The organism is Colwellia sp. 1_MG-2023, from assembly GCF_030546755.1.
Classification (GTDB): domain Bacteria; phylum Pseudomonadota; class Gammaproteobacteria; order Enterobacterales; family Alteromonadaceae; genus Thalassotalea_H.
The window spans coordinates 498,163-514,616 of sequence record NZ_JAUOPE010000001.1 but is presented as its reverse complement, the minus strand read 5'-3'; the positions used below and the strand labels follow the sequence as shown (position 1 = coordinate 514,616).

The following is a 16,454-nucleotide window of genomic DNA, read 5'->3' as shown; positions in this document are numbered from 1 at the left end:
CTGCCTGAAACAAATACACCTTGTTTACGCAACTCGTTGCTTGTTCGGTGCTGACCATGAGCTGGGTAATCAATAGCGTATTGAACAACTGCTTGTTCCGTTACTTCGTCTACACGATTTTTGATGTTTGGCGATCTACGACTTTTATCAATTAACGCATCCAAGCCACCGTCTTCGACTAGCTCTTGGTATCGATAAAATGTATCTCTTGAAACACCCATGACTTTACAGGCTCTTGATACGTTACCTAATTCTTCGGCAAGATTAAGTAAACCAGTTTTGTGTTTTATGATTGGGTTGTTAGTATGCAACATGAGAGTTACCACCTTTTAGGTTGTTTTGATTAAAAGATTCGACACCTTTATCAAAACGGGTAACTCTCAATTTTTCAAATCGAAATGTCAGATCTTGTCTGAACTAATTCAATTCAGACTCAACAAATAAGTAACTTAAAAAAAGAGCTAGTCCAGTCATCCGTTGGTGGGGTTAAGTTTCAAGTTTTCGGTGTGTTATTAGTTTTTTACAGTTCTGTTTTGAACTTTTTTTCCTAACAAATCCTTTAAATGGACAAAATAGTTGGCTTCTTTTCATTCCTCAAACATTGTAGCTAACAATTACTAGCCGCTTAACGCGGCGTTATATTTTTCTAATGGTCAGTGTAATGTCCACCAATAGCGAATATATAAATATACTCTTCATCGAATTTGTAAATGAGTCTGTTTTTTTGAGAAATTCGCTTTGACCATAAACCAGACAAATTATGTTTTAGTGGTTCTGGTTTTCCTAGTCCACTACTGGGGTCTGAGCGAAGCATTTCTTTCAATATTTTACATAGCGCTTTATGTAATTTTTTATCTTTTTCTCTTAACTGCTCGTAAATTTGCCACGTTTTACCTTCAAAGATTAATGATCTCATCTAATTGCTCTTGTGTTGGTTTGTGGCCTTTATTGCTTTGATGCGTATTCATTGATTCAGCTATTTGTTGCATCAAGCTATTACTTTGTAATACGTGTAATGTTTCTTGTTCTCTTTCCCAGTCATCGGCACTCATTATAATAAAGTCATCACCAGCACGCCTAGTTACTTTAATAGGTTCATGTTCGCTAACTGTTTGTTCAACGTATGTTTTTAAGTTGTCTCTAAACTGATTTACACTTATGCTGTCCATAATTAATTCCTATTTATGTACGGTATTGTCGTACATTTTAGTTTAAAAAATATAACAAGTCACTCAAAAGGACAAATAACAGTTGGTTTTTGCTCGTGCCTTGCTAATTTTAACCAATTATTTTATTGCCTCTGAATGAGGCGTGATCTATAGGTGCAATATGGTCATAGTACTAAAATCATCAATAAGGCTAACTCTGTTAATTTCTTTTAGTTCCTTTTGTTCAAGTTAATACTTATTTAAAAGTATGCTGATTTTCTAAAATATAATCGAAGAGTCTATGCTTTTACCCATTGATTTAACTACGGTATTTCTTCCTTTTGCTTTTGCTGTATATAAGGCTTGATCTGCTCGCTCAATAAATTCGTTGATCGTTTCATCTTCTTTTTGTGCAATACCAAAACTTGCTGTTAAGGTTATATCTTCTACCCATTGGTGCTGACTTAGTATCACGCGTAAACTTTCAGATAATTCGAAGGCTTCATCTAGTTTGGTATTAGGACAAATTAATAAAAACTCTTCACCGCCCCAACGTGCGAGAAAATCAGTTGTACGACTGTTTTCACTGATAATTTGCACAAATTCAATGAGTATTTTATCGCCAATGGCATGACCATAATTATCATTGATCGGTTTGAAGTGATCGATATCGATAAAAATAAGTGATAATACTTTTATTTCGTCAGTAAATATCGCTTCGATACCCGACCTATTTAATGCGCCGGTTAATGGGTCTCTTTCTGATTTATTTCTAAACTCTTTGGTTTCTACATTTAATAAACGATTCAGTTGTTTTAATTCTTCTGTTCGTTTGATCGACTTTTGTAAGGATATTTTGGAGCGTCTCAAATTGATAAATAAACCTGTTAATGCAGCAAGTAACCACATAATAATAATAAATGAATAGAGTTGGACGTCGGAAAACATTTTCCCTGTAAATTCTATTTTCGAAACTTTTATTTTGTGTTTACCTGGTTTTATACCATTACCTGTTGCAATTTCTAAAGTCATTACTCGATCAAATTCAGGTGAGGAGTTCATTATGGGGATATTTTGCTCTACTAACCACCATGATGGAACTTGCATTGCTTTTAAAGGGATTTTTACGGGAGAACCATCGTTATTTGGAGAGAATTCAATGCCATTGTATTTCCAGGTGTTTTTATCGTTTAACTTAGAATAAAGTGGATTGAATGTGCGTAAATGAAAACGAATTCTTGTGGGGGTTTTATCTAAATATTGCGCAGTGATGCTTACATTTTCATATAAAGATAAATCCATATTGGTTGAAGAACCATCACCTGTAGCGCTATGAAACTCAAAGCTTATTTCACAAAAAGGCCATGCATAACTTGAAGCGATAATATCGCATTCAAGTAGAAAGTGGTCTTTATTGGTAACTAATTTGGCTTTTGATTTCCCGCCTTGAACCGTATTGTCAGAGGTCACTTGACTAAAGTATGGGCTATTGACATCGATCACCAGCGACTTATTGAAAGATATTTGGTGGAGTAATAAAAGTAGTACGGTTAAAGTAAATAAACCGATTAAGAAAATGTTGTCATATTTTTCATTAGGCATTGAATTACCTTAATATTGGCACATTCCCTAGTGCGGAATTTGATTTATAATACTCTATTATAGTAGTACATTATTATTTTACTGAATTTCACTTTGGGTAAAATTTAGGGATTTTTTTGCTTTTGTTATTTTATTTGAGTTCAACTATTTATCGATAAGATTATGTTAAAACGACAATGAAATATAAGTCTTTATTTGATTGTTATTTACTCAATTTACGATTAATGATTTAATAGAGAGAGCGCACTTCAAGGATGTTAAATTGTTGAAATTTATTTCTATATTTAAATTTGTCAGTTTTGTAATAATATTTGCTTTTATGACAGATGTAAGTGCGAATGAACAACAGAAAAAAGAACTCAACCCGATTAGCCTATCGACGCTTGCAAATATAGATAATCAAATATTTATCGACCCATGGTTATCATTACAAACCCTTTCAAAATTTGCCCCTGATTATTCAACCATGGCTGTTGAAACTAAAATATGGTGGTTATTGCGCAAAGCTCAATGTGAAAATTTACTCTATTTTTATCAAGACTTTGAAAAAACAATAGCGAAAATAGCCCCTTTAATTACCAATACAACCTCATTTGAACAACAATCACGCTATAACTATTTTGAAGGCTTGTCTTTACAACGTAAAGGTGGCTATCAAAAGTCTCGCGAATTTTATCAACGAAGCATGGATTTTGCTAAAAAGGAAAACCTTAATCACCTCTACATTAAAGCGAAACAAGAGTTAGCTTATACTTATAGCTTGGCAGAATTATTTGAAATATCGCTAAAAGATATGCAAGAAGCTTACGTTGAAGCATACGCGTTAAATGATCGGTTTTTAGTGGCGGTAATTAATGAAACCTACGGGGCCATTTATGGCTATATGCTAGAACATGAAAAATCGATTGAGTATTACCAAAAAGCGTTAGATATTTATGAAAGTTTAAATTATAAAGCGCATGTTTCTGAAGCTATCTATGGCATTGCTAGCACCTATCGATATTGGAAAAAATACGATCTAGCAGTAACATACTTTAAACGTTATCAAAAAAATGTTGCTTTTACGCCGAATGAAAATATTACTTATTTTGGTGCTTATGGTTTAGGGATGACGTTAGCTGAACAAGGTAAATGTCCTGAAGCGTTAGATATGATAGAACAAGCGCTTAATTTGGCAGGCTTAGACGATTATGATGCTGAATTATACAAGCGAAAAACGAGCTGTTTGATCCAATTAAAACGTTTCAACGAAGCTGAAGAAGCGTTAACTAAAACGAATGAACTATTCCTTTCTTTACCCGAATTACTAGGCACTGCTTGGCAATTAGAAACGTTGAAAATTGCTTCAGACTTAGCGAGTGCGCAAGGAAATTATCAACAAGCGTTTCAGTTATTATCGCAATATAACCAAGAATATACGGCATTATTAATTAGAAACTCTTCTACACGAGCTATTACCATTCGCTCTGCAATGGAGATAGAACGTCAAGGTATTGAAAAAGCATTATCGAATCAACGAACCAAAGCTGAATTATTAGCCATTGAGAACAAAGAGCAAAAATCTATTCAACAAAGTTACTTTATAATCTTTTTGCTGACGTTATTAATGATTGTCTTTGTAGTTGTGACATTTCAGTTTAGAAATAATCGTAAAATGGCTGAATTATCGATTAAAGATCCGTTATCCGGTCTTTATAATCGTCGATATATTTTTCAATACTTAGATGAGTTAATTGCTGGAACTTCAGTTGAAAAGGGAGAATTATCGGTTTTAGTTATTGATGTTGATGATTTTAAAGTGATTAATGATACCTACGGCCACCCAGTGGGAGATCAAGTGATTGAGGTTGTTGCACAACTTGCTAAACAAGCGTTGAGAACTGAAGACGTTATTGGTCGTATTGGTGGTGAAGAATTTCTCTGTGTGTTACCTAGAACTGATGTTGATATAGCCGAAAAAATAGCGCTGCGAATGAAAGATGAAATCCATGCCTATAAGTTTGAATTTGAAGAAAACCAAGATTATTCGGTCACTTTAAGTATTGGTATTTCATGTTATTCTCAAGAGGCAAGTGATGCTAAATCCCTTTATGCTTTGGCAGATCAAGCGCTATACCAAGCTAAAGGTATGGGAAAAAACAGTGTCGTTGTTTTTTCATAAACAACTTTTATTCAATGAACTTATCTTTGCTGTTATCGTCCAATATCACCTCACTTTCAAAAGAGGTTATTCGGCTATTACAAAATTATATTACTTACCTAGGTTTTACGCCGTTAATTCATTTTGAGTTAGAAGGTTGCTATCAGCAGCGTGACAGCTATATTAAAAAACCAATTAATTTTTCACAAATTAATCAACACCTTAAAAGGTTAAATATTGATGGTGAAGTGATACCAGAATATTGGCAAAAACAGTGGGAATATGTTTCATTATTCAACGGTCAAATGCCTTTAAAGGAAGCCGAAAATTTAGCGTTAGCTCTGAATCATTTACCTAAAATATTTGCTGTACAAGGCATAGAAAAAACCTTAATTAAACCTGTTGTTTGGGCTGGCGATAAAGGAAAGTTAGCCTTAGGTTGTGATAACGTTTTTAGTGGTGAAATGCGTGATGTACATATTCCTAATGCCATTCAATTGAATGTTAGTGTTAATAATGCGCATGGCGAAAATATTATCACTGAGCGCTATTTTGGCGAATATTTACAACAGTGTTTTTTAACAACAAGTTTAGCTTGTAGTTTATTGTATTTACCCGAAGAAGAAGCTTTTGAGCGTTTTGCATTAAAAACTAAATATGGTTTATCGGCTGAATTATGCTCACCAACCGATATTTCCGGTGGTCATCAAGGAAGTATCGCGTTATATAAAGAATTAGGTAAGCATAATCAAGCAATGGGAGAGCAACCATTATTATATGATCAACATAATAAGGTATTAATCAGTGAAAGTTTCTGGCAAAAAACCGCCAGAATAGAACATAGATTAGGTGCTTCAAGTCTGTATTATAACCCTTACTTAAATGTGATTTATGGCTTATTAAATATGATTGATGCGTTAGAGGTTTTTGTTGCGGATCAATGTCAACATAAACTAATAGAAACACCTGAGGTTTCACCTTTACCTCAATCTCTCTATAGTATTAAAGATAATGTAGGTGCTATAGAGCTTTTTGAAAAAGAACCATGGTTTGCAGAAAGTATTAACCGCATTGAAGAGAAAATGAAGAAAAAACACACTGGTTCACACAAGGTTCAACATGACAATGCGCATTTCAGCATGACTCATCTAAGGCAATTAAAGCAAAATGAAAAACTCGGGGATAAATTAAAAGCGATGATTCTATCTGTTTATCAACTACAGCCTTTAATCATTAAATAGTACGACAAAAATTTTATGAAAAGCACATTAAAGCAACTGACAACACCGTTATTAATTGGTGAAGACGCTGAACAAAAGAGGGTAGAATTAAAAAACTATTTTGCTAATACTTGGCAAAGTTATGAGTCGTTATTTGCCTTAATAAATGATGAAGCTGCTTATTATTTAAGGCCTGAACGCTTACGCCATCCATTAATCTTTTATTATGGCCATACCGCCACATTTTTTATCAACAAGTTAATGCTTGGTAAATATATCTCGTCACGTCTGAATGAAAAGTTAGAAGCCGTATGCGCAGTTGGTGTTGATGAGATGAGCTGGGATGATTTGGATAGCAACCACTACCAATGGCCTAGTTTATCTGAGGTAAAAACGTATCGTCAGCAAGTTTTCGCATTAGTAAATCAATTAATTGATGACATGCCGTTGGTGTTACCAATCAGCCAAGACTCTTTGGCTTGGGTGATATTGATGGGGTGTGAACATGAACGTATTCATTTGGAAACGTCTTCAGTGATCATGCGGATGTTGCCAATACAATACTTATCGAACAGCAGCTATTGGCAAGCTTGCTCAGATTCACATGAAGCGCCTGAAAATGATTTACTGATGGTGTCAGGTCAAACGGTAACATTAGGTAAAGCAAACGATGATTATACTTATGGTTGGGATAATGAGTATGGTCAGTTAACGATTGAGATATCATCATTTAAAGCCAGTAAATACTTGGTGTCTAATCAAGAGTATTTGCAATTTGTTGAAGCGGGTGGATATCAAAACGCAGAATATTGGACTGAAGAAGGTCAACAGTGGCTTAGTTTCACTCAAGCGAAAATGCCGAGGTTTTGGCTAAAACGTGGCAATGACTATTGGCAACGAAATTTGCTTGCAGAAATCCCCTTACCATTGAATTGGCCAGTCGAAGTCAATCACCTTGAAGCGAGTGCTTTTTGTCAGTGGAAAAGCAAGCAAACACAAGGTTATATTCGTTTGCCGACAGAAGCCCAGTGGTATTGTTTAAGAGAGCAGGTTGCACCCTCAATAGTTGGCTCTCCTAGTAATATTAATTTAGCGCATTATGCCTCATCTTGTCCCATTGATAGGTTTGAACATCAAGAATTTTATGATGTGATTGGTAATGTTTGGCAGTGGACTGAGTCAGCGATTGATGGTTTTAATGGTTTTAAAGTGCATCCGTTGTACGATGATTTTTCAACGCCCACTTTTGATGGTCAGCATAATTTAATCAAAGGAGGCTCTTGGATTTCTACCGGCAACGAAACCATCAAGTCATCACGATATGCGTTTCGTCGTCATTTTTTCCAACATGCTGGATTTCGATATGTTGAAAATGACCAAGCTGAAGTTCCTATGACTCCGGTTAATCTTATCGAAACGGATGATGTTATTTGTCAGCAATTGGCAAGCCATTATCCAAATGGACAAACACCAGGCGCTAATTTTTCTGTTGAGCTGGCGAAGCTTGTTCAAGTTGTTTGTGGTGAGTTTTTTGAGAAGCTCACCACGAATAAATTACTCAACTTAGGTTGTTCAGTTGGTCGAACGGCATTTGAATTATCAACGTTGTTTGAGCAAATTGACGCTGTTGATTTCTCAGCTCGATTTATACAATATGGGGTGAAACTGCAAAATAGTGAAAATGTGCGTTTTCAAACGATTTTCGAAGGAGATATTGTCAACTTTAACGAAGTTTCGTTGGCGCAATATGTGAAAGATTATCGAAGTAATGTCCATTTTTCTCAAGGCGATGCTGTTAATTTAAAACCCATCTTTCAAGGTTACGACGTCATATTATTACAGCATGTGTTAGAGCAAAGTTATGATCCTAAGGCGGTGTTAGCAAATATTCATCAACGGCTAAATAAAGTGGGTTTATTGATTGTAGCGACGAGTAATATTTTTAATGAAGATATTACTCCAAAAGATAAATGGTTGGGTGGCATTAAAGTGAATGGTGAAAATGTCACCGTATTTGATGGCATATCACAATTATTACTGCCTAATTTTACCTTAGAAACCACAACAACACTTCAACAAACCGTTGCAATTAATGCTCATCAAAATCAACAAAATAGTATTATGATATCTGTGTGGCAGTTAAAAAATGGCGAGTAAACTCCTCATTCAACGTGAGTTACCAGCTCATATACAATTTACTCAATCATTAAGCTGTCCAATTGAAGGGAGTTTAAGTGACTCAACTGCACATAGCTTAACGTTAGAGCAGTTAGTGCAAATGTCAGCAAATGGTTTTGATAAACTTAATGCGCTTGAGCTTACTTATGCGCCTTTAAAAGGCAGCGCTCCATTACGTACCGCTATTGTTAATTTTCATCATCAATTAAATCATCATCAATGCCCTTTGAACGAAGATAACGTACTGACTTTTTGCGGCGCGCAAGAGGCATTGTCTGCTATTTATCAATGTTTATTACAACCTGATGATGAAATTATTGTGGTAACGCCAAATTATCCTTCGTTGTCTAACATGGCTGAAAAGTCAGGTTGTATTGTTAAACCAATTGAGTTGTCAGCATTGAAAAATTGGCAGTTTAATATTGAGGATGTCAAAGCACGAATCAGTAAAAAAACTAAATTAATCGTGATTAATTCGCCGCATAATCCAACGGGAAGTATTATCGATAGCGATTTAGCTGAGCAAATTTTATTATTAGCAAAAGCATATGATTGTTATTTACTTGCTGACGATGTTTCACAGGCCAGTAACTATAATAACTTGGCTTTATCGCATCGGTTTTTAGATTATGATAAAGCAATCGTCGTGTCTGTAATGTCAAAAAGTTTTGGTTTAGCCGGTATTCGCATTGGCTGGGTGGTAAGTCAAAATAAAGCTATTTTAAAGCAATTATTGGCGATTAAGAGTTTAAGTTCTATTTGTTGTTCGGCAATTGATGAACGATTAGCGGAAATCGCATTACAGCAAAGCGAGAAAATTATCGCCTTAAATAATCAAATAATAAAAACCAATATTGAACACTTTAATGCATTTATTCAGACACATTCTGACATATTTCAATGGCATCCACCGCAAGCTGGTTTGTTGAGTTTGGTTGAAGTAAATACAGAGCAACCGATAGAGCTGTGGGCGAGAGGTTTAGCGGAACAGACAGGACTTTTAGTGTTACCGGCATGCTTATTTGGTCAAGCAGGTCAGTATTTTAGGTTAGGATTAGGAAAAAATAATTTTAAATTTTTATTAACTAAGCTTGACGAATATGTAAGTTCATAAAAAAAGCTCCATACACCTTTAAGAGTCATATATTAACTACCTGTTCTTTCGTACTAAGGTGTATATACTACGAATCAATAAGTTATAATTTTATTCAAATTAAACATCATTTAAATATTTTGTTACATTTACCAATAAACTATTTCATCGTTTCAAGCGACAATACCTTTAGTTACCTTGTCATTAATAATAATAAAAAAGTGAACTTAACCATGCCTTTACGCATTCAGTTTAAAAAATTAAAGCCTTCATGGCATTTATTCAAGTCTATGTTTGTGTTTGTGCTTACTATGATAGCGAACATTAATTATGCTTTTTCGCAACAAATACAATGTAATAGTCAAGTACTTGCTGAAATAAGCCAGTCCATTACCCTTGATGGTGTTTTAGATGAGCCGTCATGGAAAAATGCGACAAAAATGATGCTGTCTTACGAAAATAACCCTGGAGAAGGTATACCTGCTCCGGTTAAGACTGAGGTGTATTTTTATCAAGATGGTAAATCTCTAAATGTAGCTTTCAAAGCATATGATCCGAATCCAGAACTTATTCGAGCTTCATTACGGGATCGTGATGCGCTTTGGGCTGATGACAATGTTGGTATTATCATTGATACCTTTAACGACGAACGTGGTGCGTATGAGTTCTTCGTTAATCCGTTAGGCGCTCAAGCGGATATGAAAATGGATGATACCGACGGTTGGAATGAAGACGATTCTTGGGATGCAATCTGGGATAGCGCCGGACAAATAACCGACTTTGGTTATGTTGTGGAGATGAGTATTCCGTTCAGCTCTTTACGTTTTGCAGAAACAGAAAAAGAGCAAGTATGGAATGTTGCCGGTTGGCGAAATTATCCGCGTGATGTACGCATCCAAATGGCAACTTATAAACGTGATAGAAATATCAAATGTAACTTGTGTCAATTTCAACAACTTGTTGGATTGCAAAATATTAAAGCAGGTAATAATTTTCAATTAACTCCTACACTTACACTATCAAAGCAAGATGAAAAGCCAGAGGTTCCAGGTGATTGGCAATCGGGAAGTGTTGATGCAGAACCTGGTTTAGATATTCGTTGGGGGATCACTCAAGATATTGTTTTAAATGCCACTATCAACCCTGATTTTTCACAAGTTGAAGCAGATGCAGGACAGTTAGATGTTAACAATACTTACTCCTTATTTTTTCCAGAAAAACGACCTTTCTTTTTAGATGGTGCTTCATATTTTGATACCACTAATTTCAATTTTGTTCATACTCGTAACATTGCTGAACCTGATGTTGGCGCCAAAGTAACGGGTAAAACGAATGATCATAGTTATGGCGTGATGTTAGCAAATGACAACAATACTTCATTTTTAATGCCGGGAAATCAAGGATCTGATATTGCGACATTAGATGAAAAATCAGAAGTTGCTATTGCTCGATATAAAGTAGATGTTGGTGAGAGAAATAATATTGGCGTTTTGATGACGCATCGCCAAGCGAGTCATTATAACAATACTTTAGTATCGGTGGATGGCACTTATTGGATAAGTCAAAAGGATAAAATTAGTTATCAAGTAGCACGTTCAGAAACCGATAACCCTGAGTCAGTGGTTGAAGAGTTTGAAGTTAACAAAAAACAGAGTGATCAAGCGTTAAGTATTAACTACTCACATAGTACCCGCGATTATAATTTAAGAGCGGATTATAGCAATATTGGTGAAGATTTCCGTGCAGATTTAGGTTTTGAAACTCGTTCTAACATCGAGCGTGTTGTGCTTGGCGGTAACCGATATTATTACGGCGACGAAGACGATACTTTTACTCGTTGGGGGTATTTTGGCGACTGGGATAAAACCTATGACCAAGACGGCAATATGCTCGAAGAAGAGTACGAGATACATGGTAATTTACAAGGCAAGAAGCAGTTTTATTCTAACTTTGGCATAGTCCATCGCAAACGACTGTATGACGGTGAGATGTTTGATGAAACTCAATTTATGCAATTTGCCCGATTTAGACCTCGTAGAAACATTGAGTTAGGGGCTTTTTATCGTTTTGGTAAACAAATTGATTTTGCTAATACCCGGTTAGGTGACGTTTTTGATGTTGACCCATATATAGAATGGGATGTTAATGAGCATATAAAAATTGATTTAAATTATAGTTACAGCCAACTAGAGGTGAATGATGATCGTATTTATACCGCTCATCAAACAGACTTACGAATAGGGTATCAATTCGATATGCGCAGTATCTTAAAGTTTGTAGTGCAATATACTGATATTGAACGAGATCCAGATTTGTATATATACGATGATATTGAAGATAGACCCGATAGAAATAGTAGGTATTTCTCTAGTCAACTTATCTATTCTTATAAAATTAACCCGCAAACTTTATTCTTTATTGGTTATTCAGATGGTGGCTATCAAGATGATAACTTAGATAGTTTAGCGCGAGATCAGCGTACTATTTTTACAAAATTTAGTTATGCATGGCAGTTGTAACTTTGTATTGTTAATTACACATATAGCCACATCATAAAATAATGACAGGCGGCACCTGCTAAAACAAACAGGTGCCAAATTGCATGGTTAAAAGGAATTTTATGATTCACGTAAAAAATCACCCCAAAGGCATAAAACCCACCTCCTAAACAAAGTAGAGTTAAACCATTAGTATCAATAGCATTGGCTATTTGTTGAAGACAAAATATCGAAACAAAGCCAAGTCCAAGATAACTGGCGACAGATAGCGCTTTATTTTGATTTTTACAGAAAATTTTGTAAAAAATCCCCGCAAAAGCTAATAGCCATATTATGGTTAACATAATAAAACCTAGTCGATCATTAAGAGTGATCAACATCAGTGGGGTATAAGTACCAGCAATTAATAAATATATCGCGCAATGATCGAATAGTTTAAAGAGGTGTTTTGCTTTTGGAGAAACTATTGCGTGATAAAGCGTGGATGCTAAAAATAATATCACTAAACTTGCGCTGTAAATTGTAAAACTGATAATACGCATTAGGTCTTGTTGTTGTACTGCATAGGTTAAAAGTAAGGTGAGTCCGGCAACACTTAACAAAGCTCCAATGCCATGACTTACCGCATTCGCTATTTCTTCAGCAAGACTATATTGGGGGGATAAAGGCATCTTATTATTTCAGCTAACATGTGTAAGCTGAAATAATAGCAGAGTATGACTCAGATAAAAAGAGGTTAGACCAGATTAAAAAAGAGCCATTAAGGCTCTTTTCCAAGAAGTTATCACGAATAAAAATTAAATTTGGCTATAGCGCGAGTTCAATAACCATTTCTTTTAATTCTTCTTTAGAGATCGAATTATCATGGTTAGTATCAAATCGTTTGAAGATTGATTCGCACATACGAATGCCTTTGTCTTGAAGTAAACAATCAATCAATTCAACAAATTCACTGCGGTTAATGACGCCGTCTTTATCTACATCAAATACTTCAAAAAGCTCATCTACCCACTGATTAAGTTCCATCAAGAATCCTTAAATTAAAAATACATCTTAACTAAGACTTTATCGCTAAATGAAGGTGTTGTGAATGATTAATTCTTTTTTTTAATGTTTATCGCGTGATTTTGCATGGTTTATCGCTTTTTAGATTGTTATTCGAACAAGTTTTAACTGTTTTGCTAAAACAATTTAAAAAATCAATATTTGATTTATACGGGGAAACATCAAATTTAATTTCTATATCTCAATTAAAGTGAAATTTAAACCGGAAAGTAAATTTTTTTCATTGTAACTATTTGATTTTCAAGATTGTTAAATAAATGTAAGTAAATATTTGAAATTAGTCATTGAATGTCGACTTTTTGTTCAATACACTAAGGATCCAATATATTGTATACAATCTATTGGTGCTAATAAGAATAAGCTGTAAATAACAGCAAAAAATATAAAACTTGCATAAAAGGGTTTCACAATGTTTCAAAAAAATAAAAGTGGTTTTCAGCCACGTAAAACAATTGCTGCACTTGCTGTCGGTGCCGCAATTGCATTTAGCTCACCAAGCGTTCTAGCAACTGATGGTAAGGCGTCAATTCATGGGCATATTGAGTCAGTAGCAGGAACAGATTTAAATAATGTTGTTATTACCATCAGGCATGAAGGTAAAGGGATCGTTAGAACGACTACCACGACTGAAAAAGGTGATTTCTCGCTAAAAGGTTTACCAATCGGAAATTACACAATTACGGTAACTAAAGAAGGTTTTGGTACGGTAAGTGAAGAACATGTCAATATTAATGTTGCAGGCTTAGTGTTTGATGCAACTATGGCAGATACATCAAATATTGAAAGAATCGAGGTATCAGGGGCAAGAATTAGCCAAATCGATACAAGCTCAACACAAGCATCACAAGTTATTTCAACGGAAAGACTAAATTTATTGCCCGTTGAACTAAACTCTTCTGCCATTGCTATGTTAGCGCCAGGCACCGTTGGTGGCGATGCATCATTTGGTGGTGTTGCTATTGGTGGCTCTTCAGTGGCTGAAAATGGTTACATGCTCAATGGTTTAAATATTACTGATGTCCGAAAAGGCATGGGAGACATTGAACTGCCATGGCAAGCCATTCAACAAACAGAAGTTATCACAGGTGGTGTCTCGCCAGAGTACGGTCGCTTTATCGGTGGTGTGGTGAATTTAGTATCAAAGTCTGGTGATAACGAATGGAGCTTTGGTGGAAAAATTGAAATTGAACCTCAGTCGTTACGTGAACCTTATCCTTGGATTAATAATGAAGGAAAAATGATCCGTAGCGATACCACCAATTATGATGAAAAAGAAATCAACTTATGGGCAAGCGGCGCGATCATTGAAGATACCTTGTTCTTTTATGGCTTATATAACCCTCAAAGCGGTGATGGCTCAAGTGATAGTGATACTAACTATACCGAAAGTGAGTGGGAACGAGACATGTGGTTTGCCAAGTTAGATTGGGAAATCAACGAAAATCACTCAATAAGTGCCATGGCATTTGATAATGGTGCGACCTATCAATCTAATGAGTGGCGTAAAGATTCAGATGGTAACTTTAATAAGTCTGATGAGCCGGGCGAAACTTTAGGTAAAGATGGCGGCTTGGTTTGGAACGTACAGTATACCGGCTACTTAACCGATGACTTTACCGTTTCAGCTATGTATGGCCATGTTGAAAATGAAACAGGTGTCCCTTCTGGAACACCTGAGTTATCAAGAATATGGGATAATCGCGATGGTTACTGGGTTCCTTTAGGTGATTGGGTTGGCAGTGGTGATAGTTCTACTAAAGATATGCGTAAAGTATATCGAGTCGATTTTGACTATGTCATGGGTGATCATACCTTTCGTTTTGGCTTTGACCATGAAACATTGGAAATCTCAGATTATTATGAACCCCATGGTGACGGTTGGTACGACTATTATCGCGCAGCCGAAGATGGCGCAGCTGGTTTACCAATTTTAGCCGGCGAAGAGTATGCTGACTTGCGTATCTGGGGTAAAGAAAGTGAAACTGAAAATCAATCAAATGCTATCTACCTTACTGATACTTGGGAAGTGAATGATCAACTTGTACTTAACTTAGGTGTTCGCGCTAGTGAATTTAGTAATACCACAGGCTCTGGTGATAAATATGTTGATTTAAAAGATCAAATAGCGCCACGCCTTGGCTTTACTTATGATTTAATGGGGGATGGATCAAGTAAACTTTATGGTTCATATGGTCGTTATTTCCAACCAGTTTCACCGAATACCAATGTTCGCATGGCATCAGCCGCTTATGATATTCATCATATTTATCGTTTGAATGGCGTTAATGCTGATGGCACGCCGCAATTGGGTGAAGAATTACGTACCGATATTGTGGCTGATGGTACAGTACCAGATGCTGATCAACTCTTTAATAACCAAGCTGAATCTATGTATTCAGATGAAATTGTCATTGGTTATGAGCAACAAATAAATGATGATTGGGCGGCGGGTGTGCGTTTAGTTTCTCGTGAACTAAAACAATCAATTGAAGATATTTCGTTTAACTATGGTATGAATCAATGGATAAAAGAGAATTATGCCAACGATCCTAACCTAAACGACTACTTGGTCGGCGGTTGGTTTCCAACGTTAACTAATCCTGGTCGCGATGTGACTATGTCTTATGATGTTGATGGTGACGGAACCAAAGAGAGTGTCACGGTAAATGCGGATATGCTTGGTTTTCCAGACTCTAAACGTCAATATTATGCGGCAGAATTTAATGTTTCAGGTTATGTAACAGCGGACTTTTTTATTGCCGCTTCTTATACCTGGTCGCATAGTTATGGTAATACCGAAGGGCTGGTGCGTTCTGATAATGGGCAAGCGGATCCTGGTTGGACAACCTCATTTGATTACCCTGAGTTAATGGATAATGGCTATGGTAATTTACCTAATGATCGTCGTCATAACATTAAATCTTATGGTATTTATAATGTTACAGAAGATTTTAGCGTTGGTTATAACTTTTGGGCAAAATCAGGTAAACCAAAGAGCGCCTTTGGTGTTCATCCTGAAGACGACGGTTACTGTGTAACAGCTATTTCAGTTGATGGTGTGTGTTATGGACGCGATTGGTACGGCGCTGCTTCATTTTATAATGATGGTGTCGCAACTGCTCGAGGAAGTTTAGGTACCACTGAGTGGGTTTACAACTTAGACTTAAATTTAACCTATCGTGTTGACCTAGAAGACGCAGGGCTATTAACCTTTAAAATGAATGTTTTCAATGTCTTTAATATGGATGGTATTGAAGGTGTTGATGAACAATCTGAATTTGATAGCGGCACTAATAACCCTAGATTTGGTTACGCTGATGATTTTCAAACGCCTCGTTATGTGAAATTATCGCTTCGTTATGATTTTTAAACGACAATAATTTTACTCAATATCAGCCGCTGTTCTCCCACAGCGGCTTTTTTGTTTTTGATTATTAAAAGTGAATGAGGCTCATAGTGACTGTCATGCCCGCTTTCCAAGCGACATGTATGAAATAATAATAAGTTTTT

At 35.9% G+C, this 16,454-nt stretch carries 12 protein-coding genes; 6 read left to right on the top strand and 6 right to left on the bottom strand.

Translation table 11 applies throughout. The features are described 5' to 3' along the window. From Q4493_RS02220 to Q4493_RS02205, 4 genes are all read right to left on the bottom strand, one after another. Window positions 1-314, bottom strand: a 314-nt coding sequence (locus Q4493_RS02220; protein ID WP_303449073.1) for a helix-turn-helix domain-containing protein, incomplete at its 3' end; no start/stop codon positions are given. A gap of 332 nt (window positions 315-646) precedes the next feature. Continuing rightward, complete coding sequence (locus Q4493_RS02215) at window positions 647-916, bottom strand: Txe/YoeB family addiction module toxin (protein ID WP_303449071.1); 270 nt, start codon at window positions 914-916, stop codon at window positions 647-649. Then, window positions 897-1,169 (bottom strand): type II toxin-antitoxin system Phd/YefM family antitoxin, encoded by a 273-nt coding sequence (locus Q4493_RS02210; RefSeq protein WP_303449069.1) that lies wholly within the window; start codon window positions 1,167-1,169, stop codon window positions 897-899. The genes Q4493_RS02215 and Q4493_RS02210 overlap by 20 nt, the downstream gene beginning before the upstream one ends. 258 nt (window positions 1,170-1,427) lie before the next feature. Further along, window positions 1,428-2,750: a GGDEF domain-containing protein gene (locus Q4493_RS02205; RefSeq protein WP_303449067.1), complete on the bottom strand. Its 1,323-nt coding sequence runs from the start codon at window positions 2,748-2,750 to the stop codon at window positions 1,428-1,430. 262 nt (window positions 2,751-3,012) lie between these two features. On the opposite strand from Q4493_RS02205, the gene Q4493_RS02200 reads away from it, so the two are divergent. The 5 genes from Q4493_RS02200 to Q4493_RS02180 all read left to right on the top strand — a co-directional run bounded on the left by Q4493_RS02200 (window position 3,013) and on the right by Q4493_RS02180 (window position 11,900). Beyond that, window positions 3,013-4,911 carry a diguanylate cyclase gene (locus Q4493_RS02200; RefSeq protein WP_303449065.1) on the top strand — a complete coding sequence of 633 codons (1,899 nt, stop codon included), beginning with the start codon at window positions 3,013-3,015 and terminating at the stop codon, window positions 4,909-4,911. Between the two features lie 14 nt (window positions 4,912-4,925). Further along, window positions 4,926-6,131, top strand: a complete 1,206-nt coding sequence (locus Q4493_RS02195) for a hypothetical protein (protein WP_303449063.1) — start codon at window positions 4,926-4,928, stop codon at window positions 6,129-6,131. Window positions 6,132-6,146: 15 nt separating this feature from the next. Next, window positions 6,147-8,267 carry a 5-histidylcysteine sulfoxide synthase gene (gene ovoA / locus Q4493_RS02190; protein ID WP_303449061.1) on the top strand — a complete coding sequence of 707 codons (2,121 nt, stop codon included), beginning with the start codon at window positions 6,147-6,149 and terminating at the stop codon, window positions 8,265-8,267. After that, on the top strand, window positions 8,257-9,402 hold the full coding sequence (locus tag Q4493_RS02185; protein ID WP_303449059.1) for a pyridoxal phosphate-dependent aminotransferase: 1,146 nt from the start codon (window positions 8,257-8,259) through the stop codon (window positions 9,400-9,402). The genes ovoA and Q4493_RS02185 overlap by 11 nt, the downstream gene beginning before the upstream one ends. 212 nt (window positions 9,403-9,614) lie before the next feature. Beyond that, on the top strand, window positions 9,615-11,900 hold the full coding sequence (locus Q4493_RS02180; protein ID WP_303449058.1) for a carbohydrate binding family 9 domain-containing protein: 2,286 nt from the start codon (window positions 9,615-9,617) through the stop codon (window positions 11,898-11,900). 14 nt (window positions 11,901-11,914) lie between these two features. Here the strand turns inward: Q4493_RS02180 and Q4493_RS02175 are convergent, their stop codons facing one another. Beyond that, window positions 11,915-12,550 (bottom strand): hemolysin III family protein, encoded by a 636-nt coding sequence (locus tag Q4493_RS02175; RefSeq protein WP_303449057.1) that lies wholly within the window; start codon window positions 12,548-12,550, stop codon window positions 11,915-11,917. Between the two features lie 136 nt (window positions 12,551-12,686). Continuing rightward, entirely contained in the window at window positions 12,687-12,905 is a 219-nt protein-coding gene (locus tag Q4493_RS02170) for an EF-hand domain-containing protein (protein ID WP_303449056.1), read from the bottom strand. A 448-nt stretch (window positions 12,906-13,353) separates the two neighbouring features. On the opposite strand from Q4493_RS02170, the gene Q4493_RS02165 reads away from it, so the two are divergent. After that, window positions 13,354-16,314, top strand: a complete 2,961-nt coding sequence (locus Q4493_RS02165) for a TonB-dependent receptor (protein WP_303449054.1) — start codon at window positions 13,354-13,356, stop codon at window positions 16,312-16,314. Window positions 16,315-16,454: the final 140 nt, after the last annotated feature.

Bases quoted from the DNA above. Each gene is read 5' to 3' on its own strand.
- Q4493_RS02170 (WP_303449056.1), bottom strand. From the start codon at position 12,905: ATGGAACTTAATCAGTGGGTAGATGAGCTTTTTGAAGTATTTGATGTA.
- Q4493_RS02205 (WP_303449067.1), bottom strand. From the start codon at position 2,750: ATGCCTAATGAAAAATATGACAACATTTTCTTAATCGGTTTATTTACT.
- Q4493_RS02195 (WP_303449063.1), top strand. From the start codon at position 4,926: ATGAACTTATCTTTGCTGTTATCGTCCAATATCACCTCACTTTCAAAA.
- Q4493_RS02175 (WP_303449057.1), bottom strand. From the start codon at position 12,550: ATGCCTTTATCCCCCCAATATAGTCTTGCTGAAGAAATAGCGAATGCG.
- Q4493_RS02180 (WP_303449058.1), top strand. From the start codon at position 9,615: ATGCCTTTACGCATTCAGTTTAAAAAATTAAAGCCTTCATGGCATTTA.
- Q4493_RS02215 (WP_303449071.1), bottom strand. From the start codon at position 916: ATGAGATCATTAATCTTTGAAGGTAAAACGTGGCAAATTTACGAGCAG.
- Q4493_RS02165 (WP_303449054.1), top strand. From the start codon at position 13,354: ATGTTTCAAAAAAATAAAAGTGGTTTTCAGCCACGTAAAACAATTGCT.
- Q4493_RS02185 (WP_303449059.1), top strand. From the start codon at position 8,257: ATGGCGAGTAAACTCCTCATTCAACGTGAGTTACCAGCTCATATACAA.
- Q4493_RS02210 (WP_303449069.1), bottom strand. From the start codon at position 1,169: ATGGACAGCATAAGTGTAAATCAGTTTAGAGACAACTTAAAAACATAC.
- ovoA (WP_303449061.1), top strand. From the start codon at position 6,147: ATGAAAAGCACATTAAAGCAACTGACAACACCGTTATTAATTGGTGAA.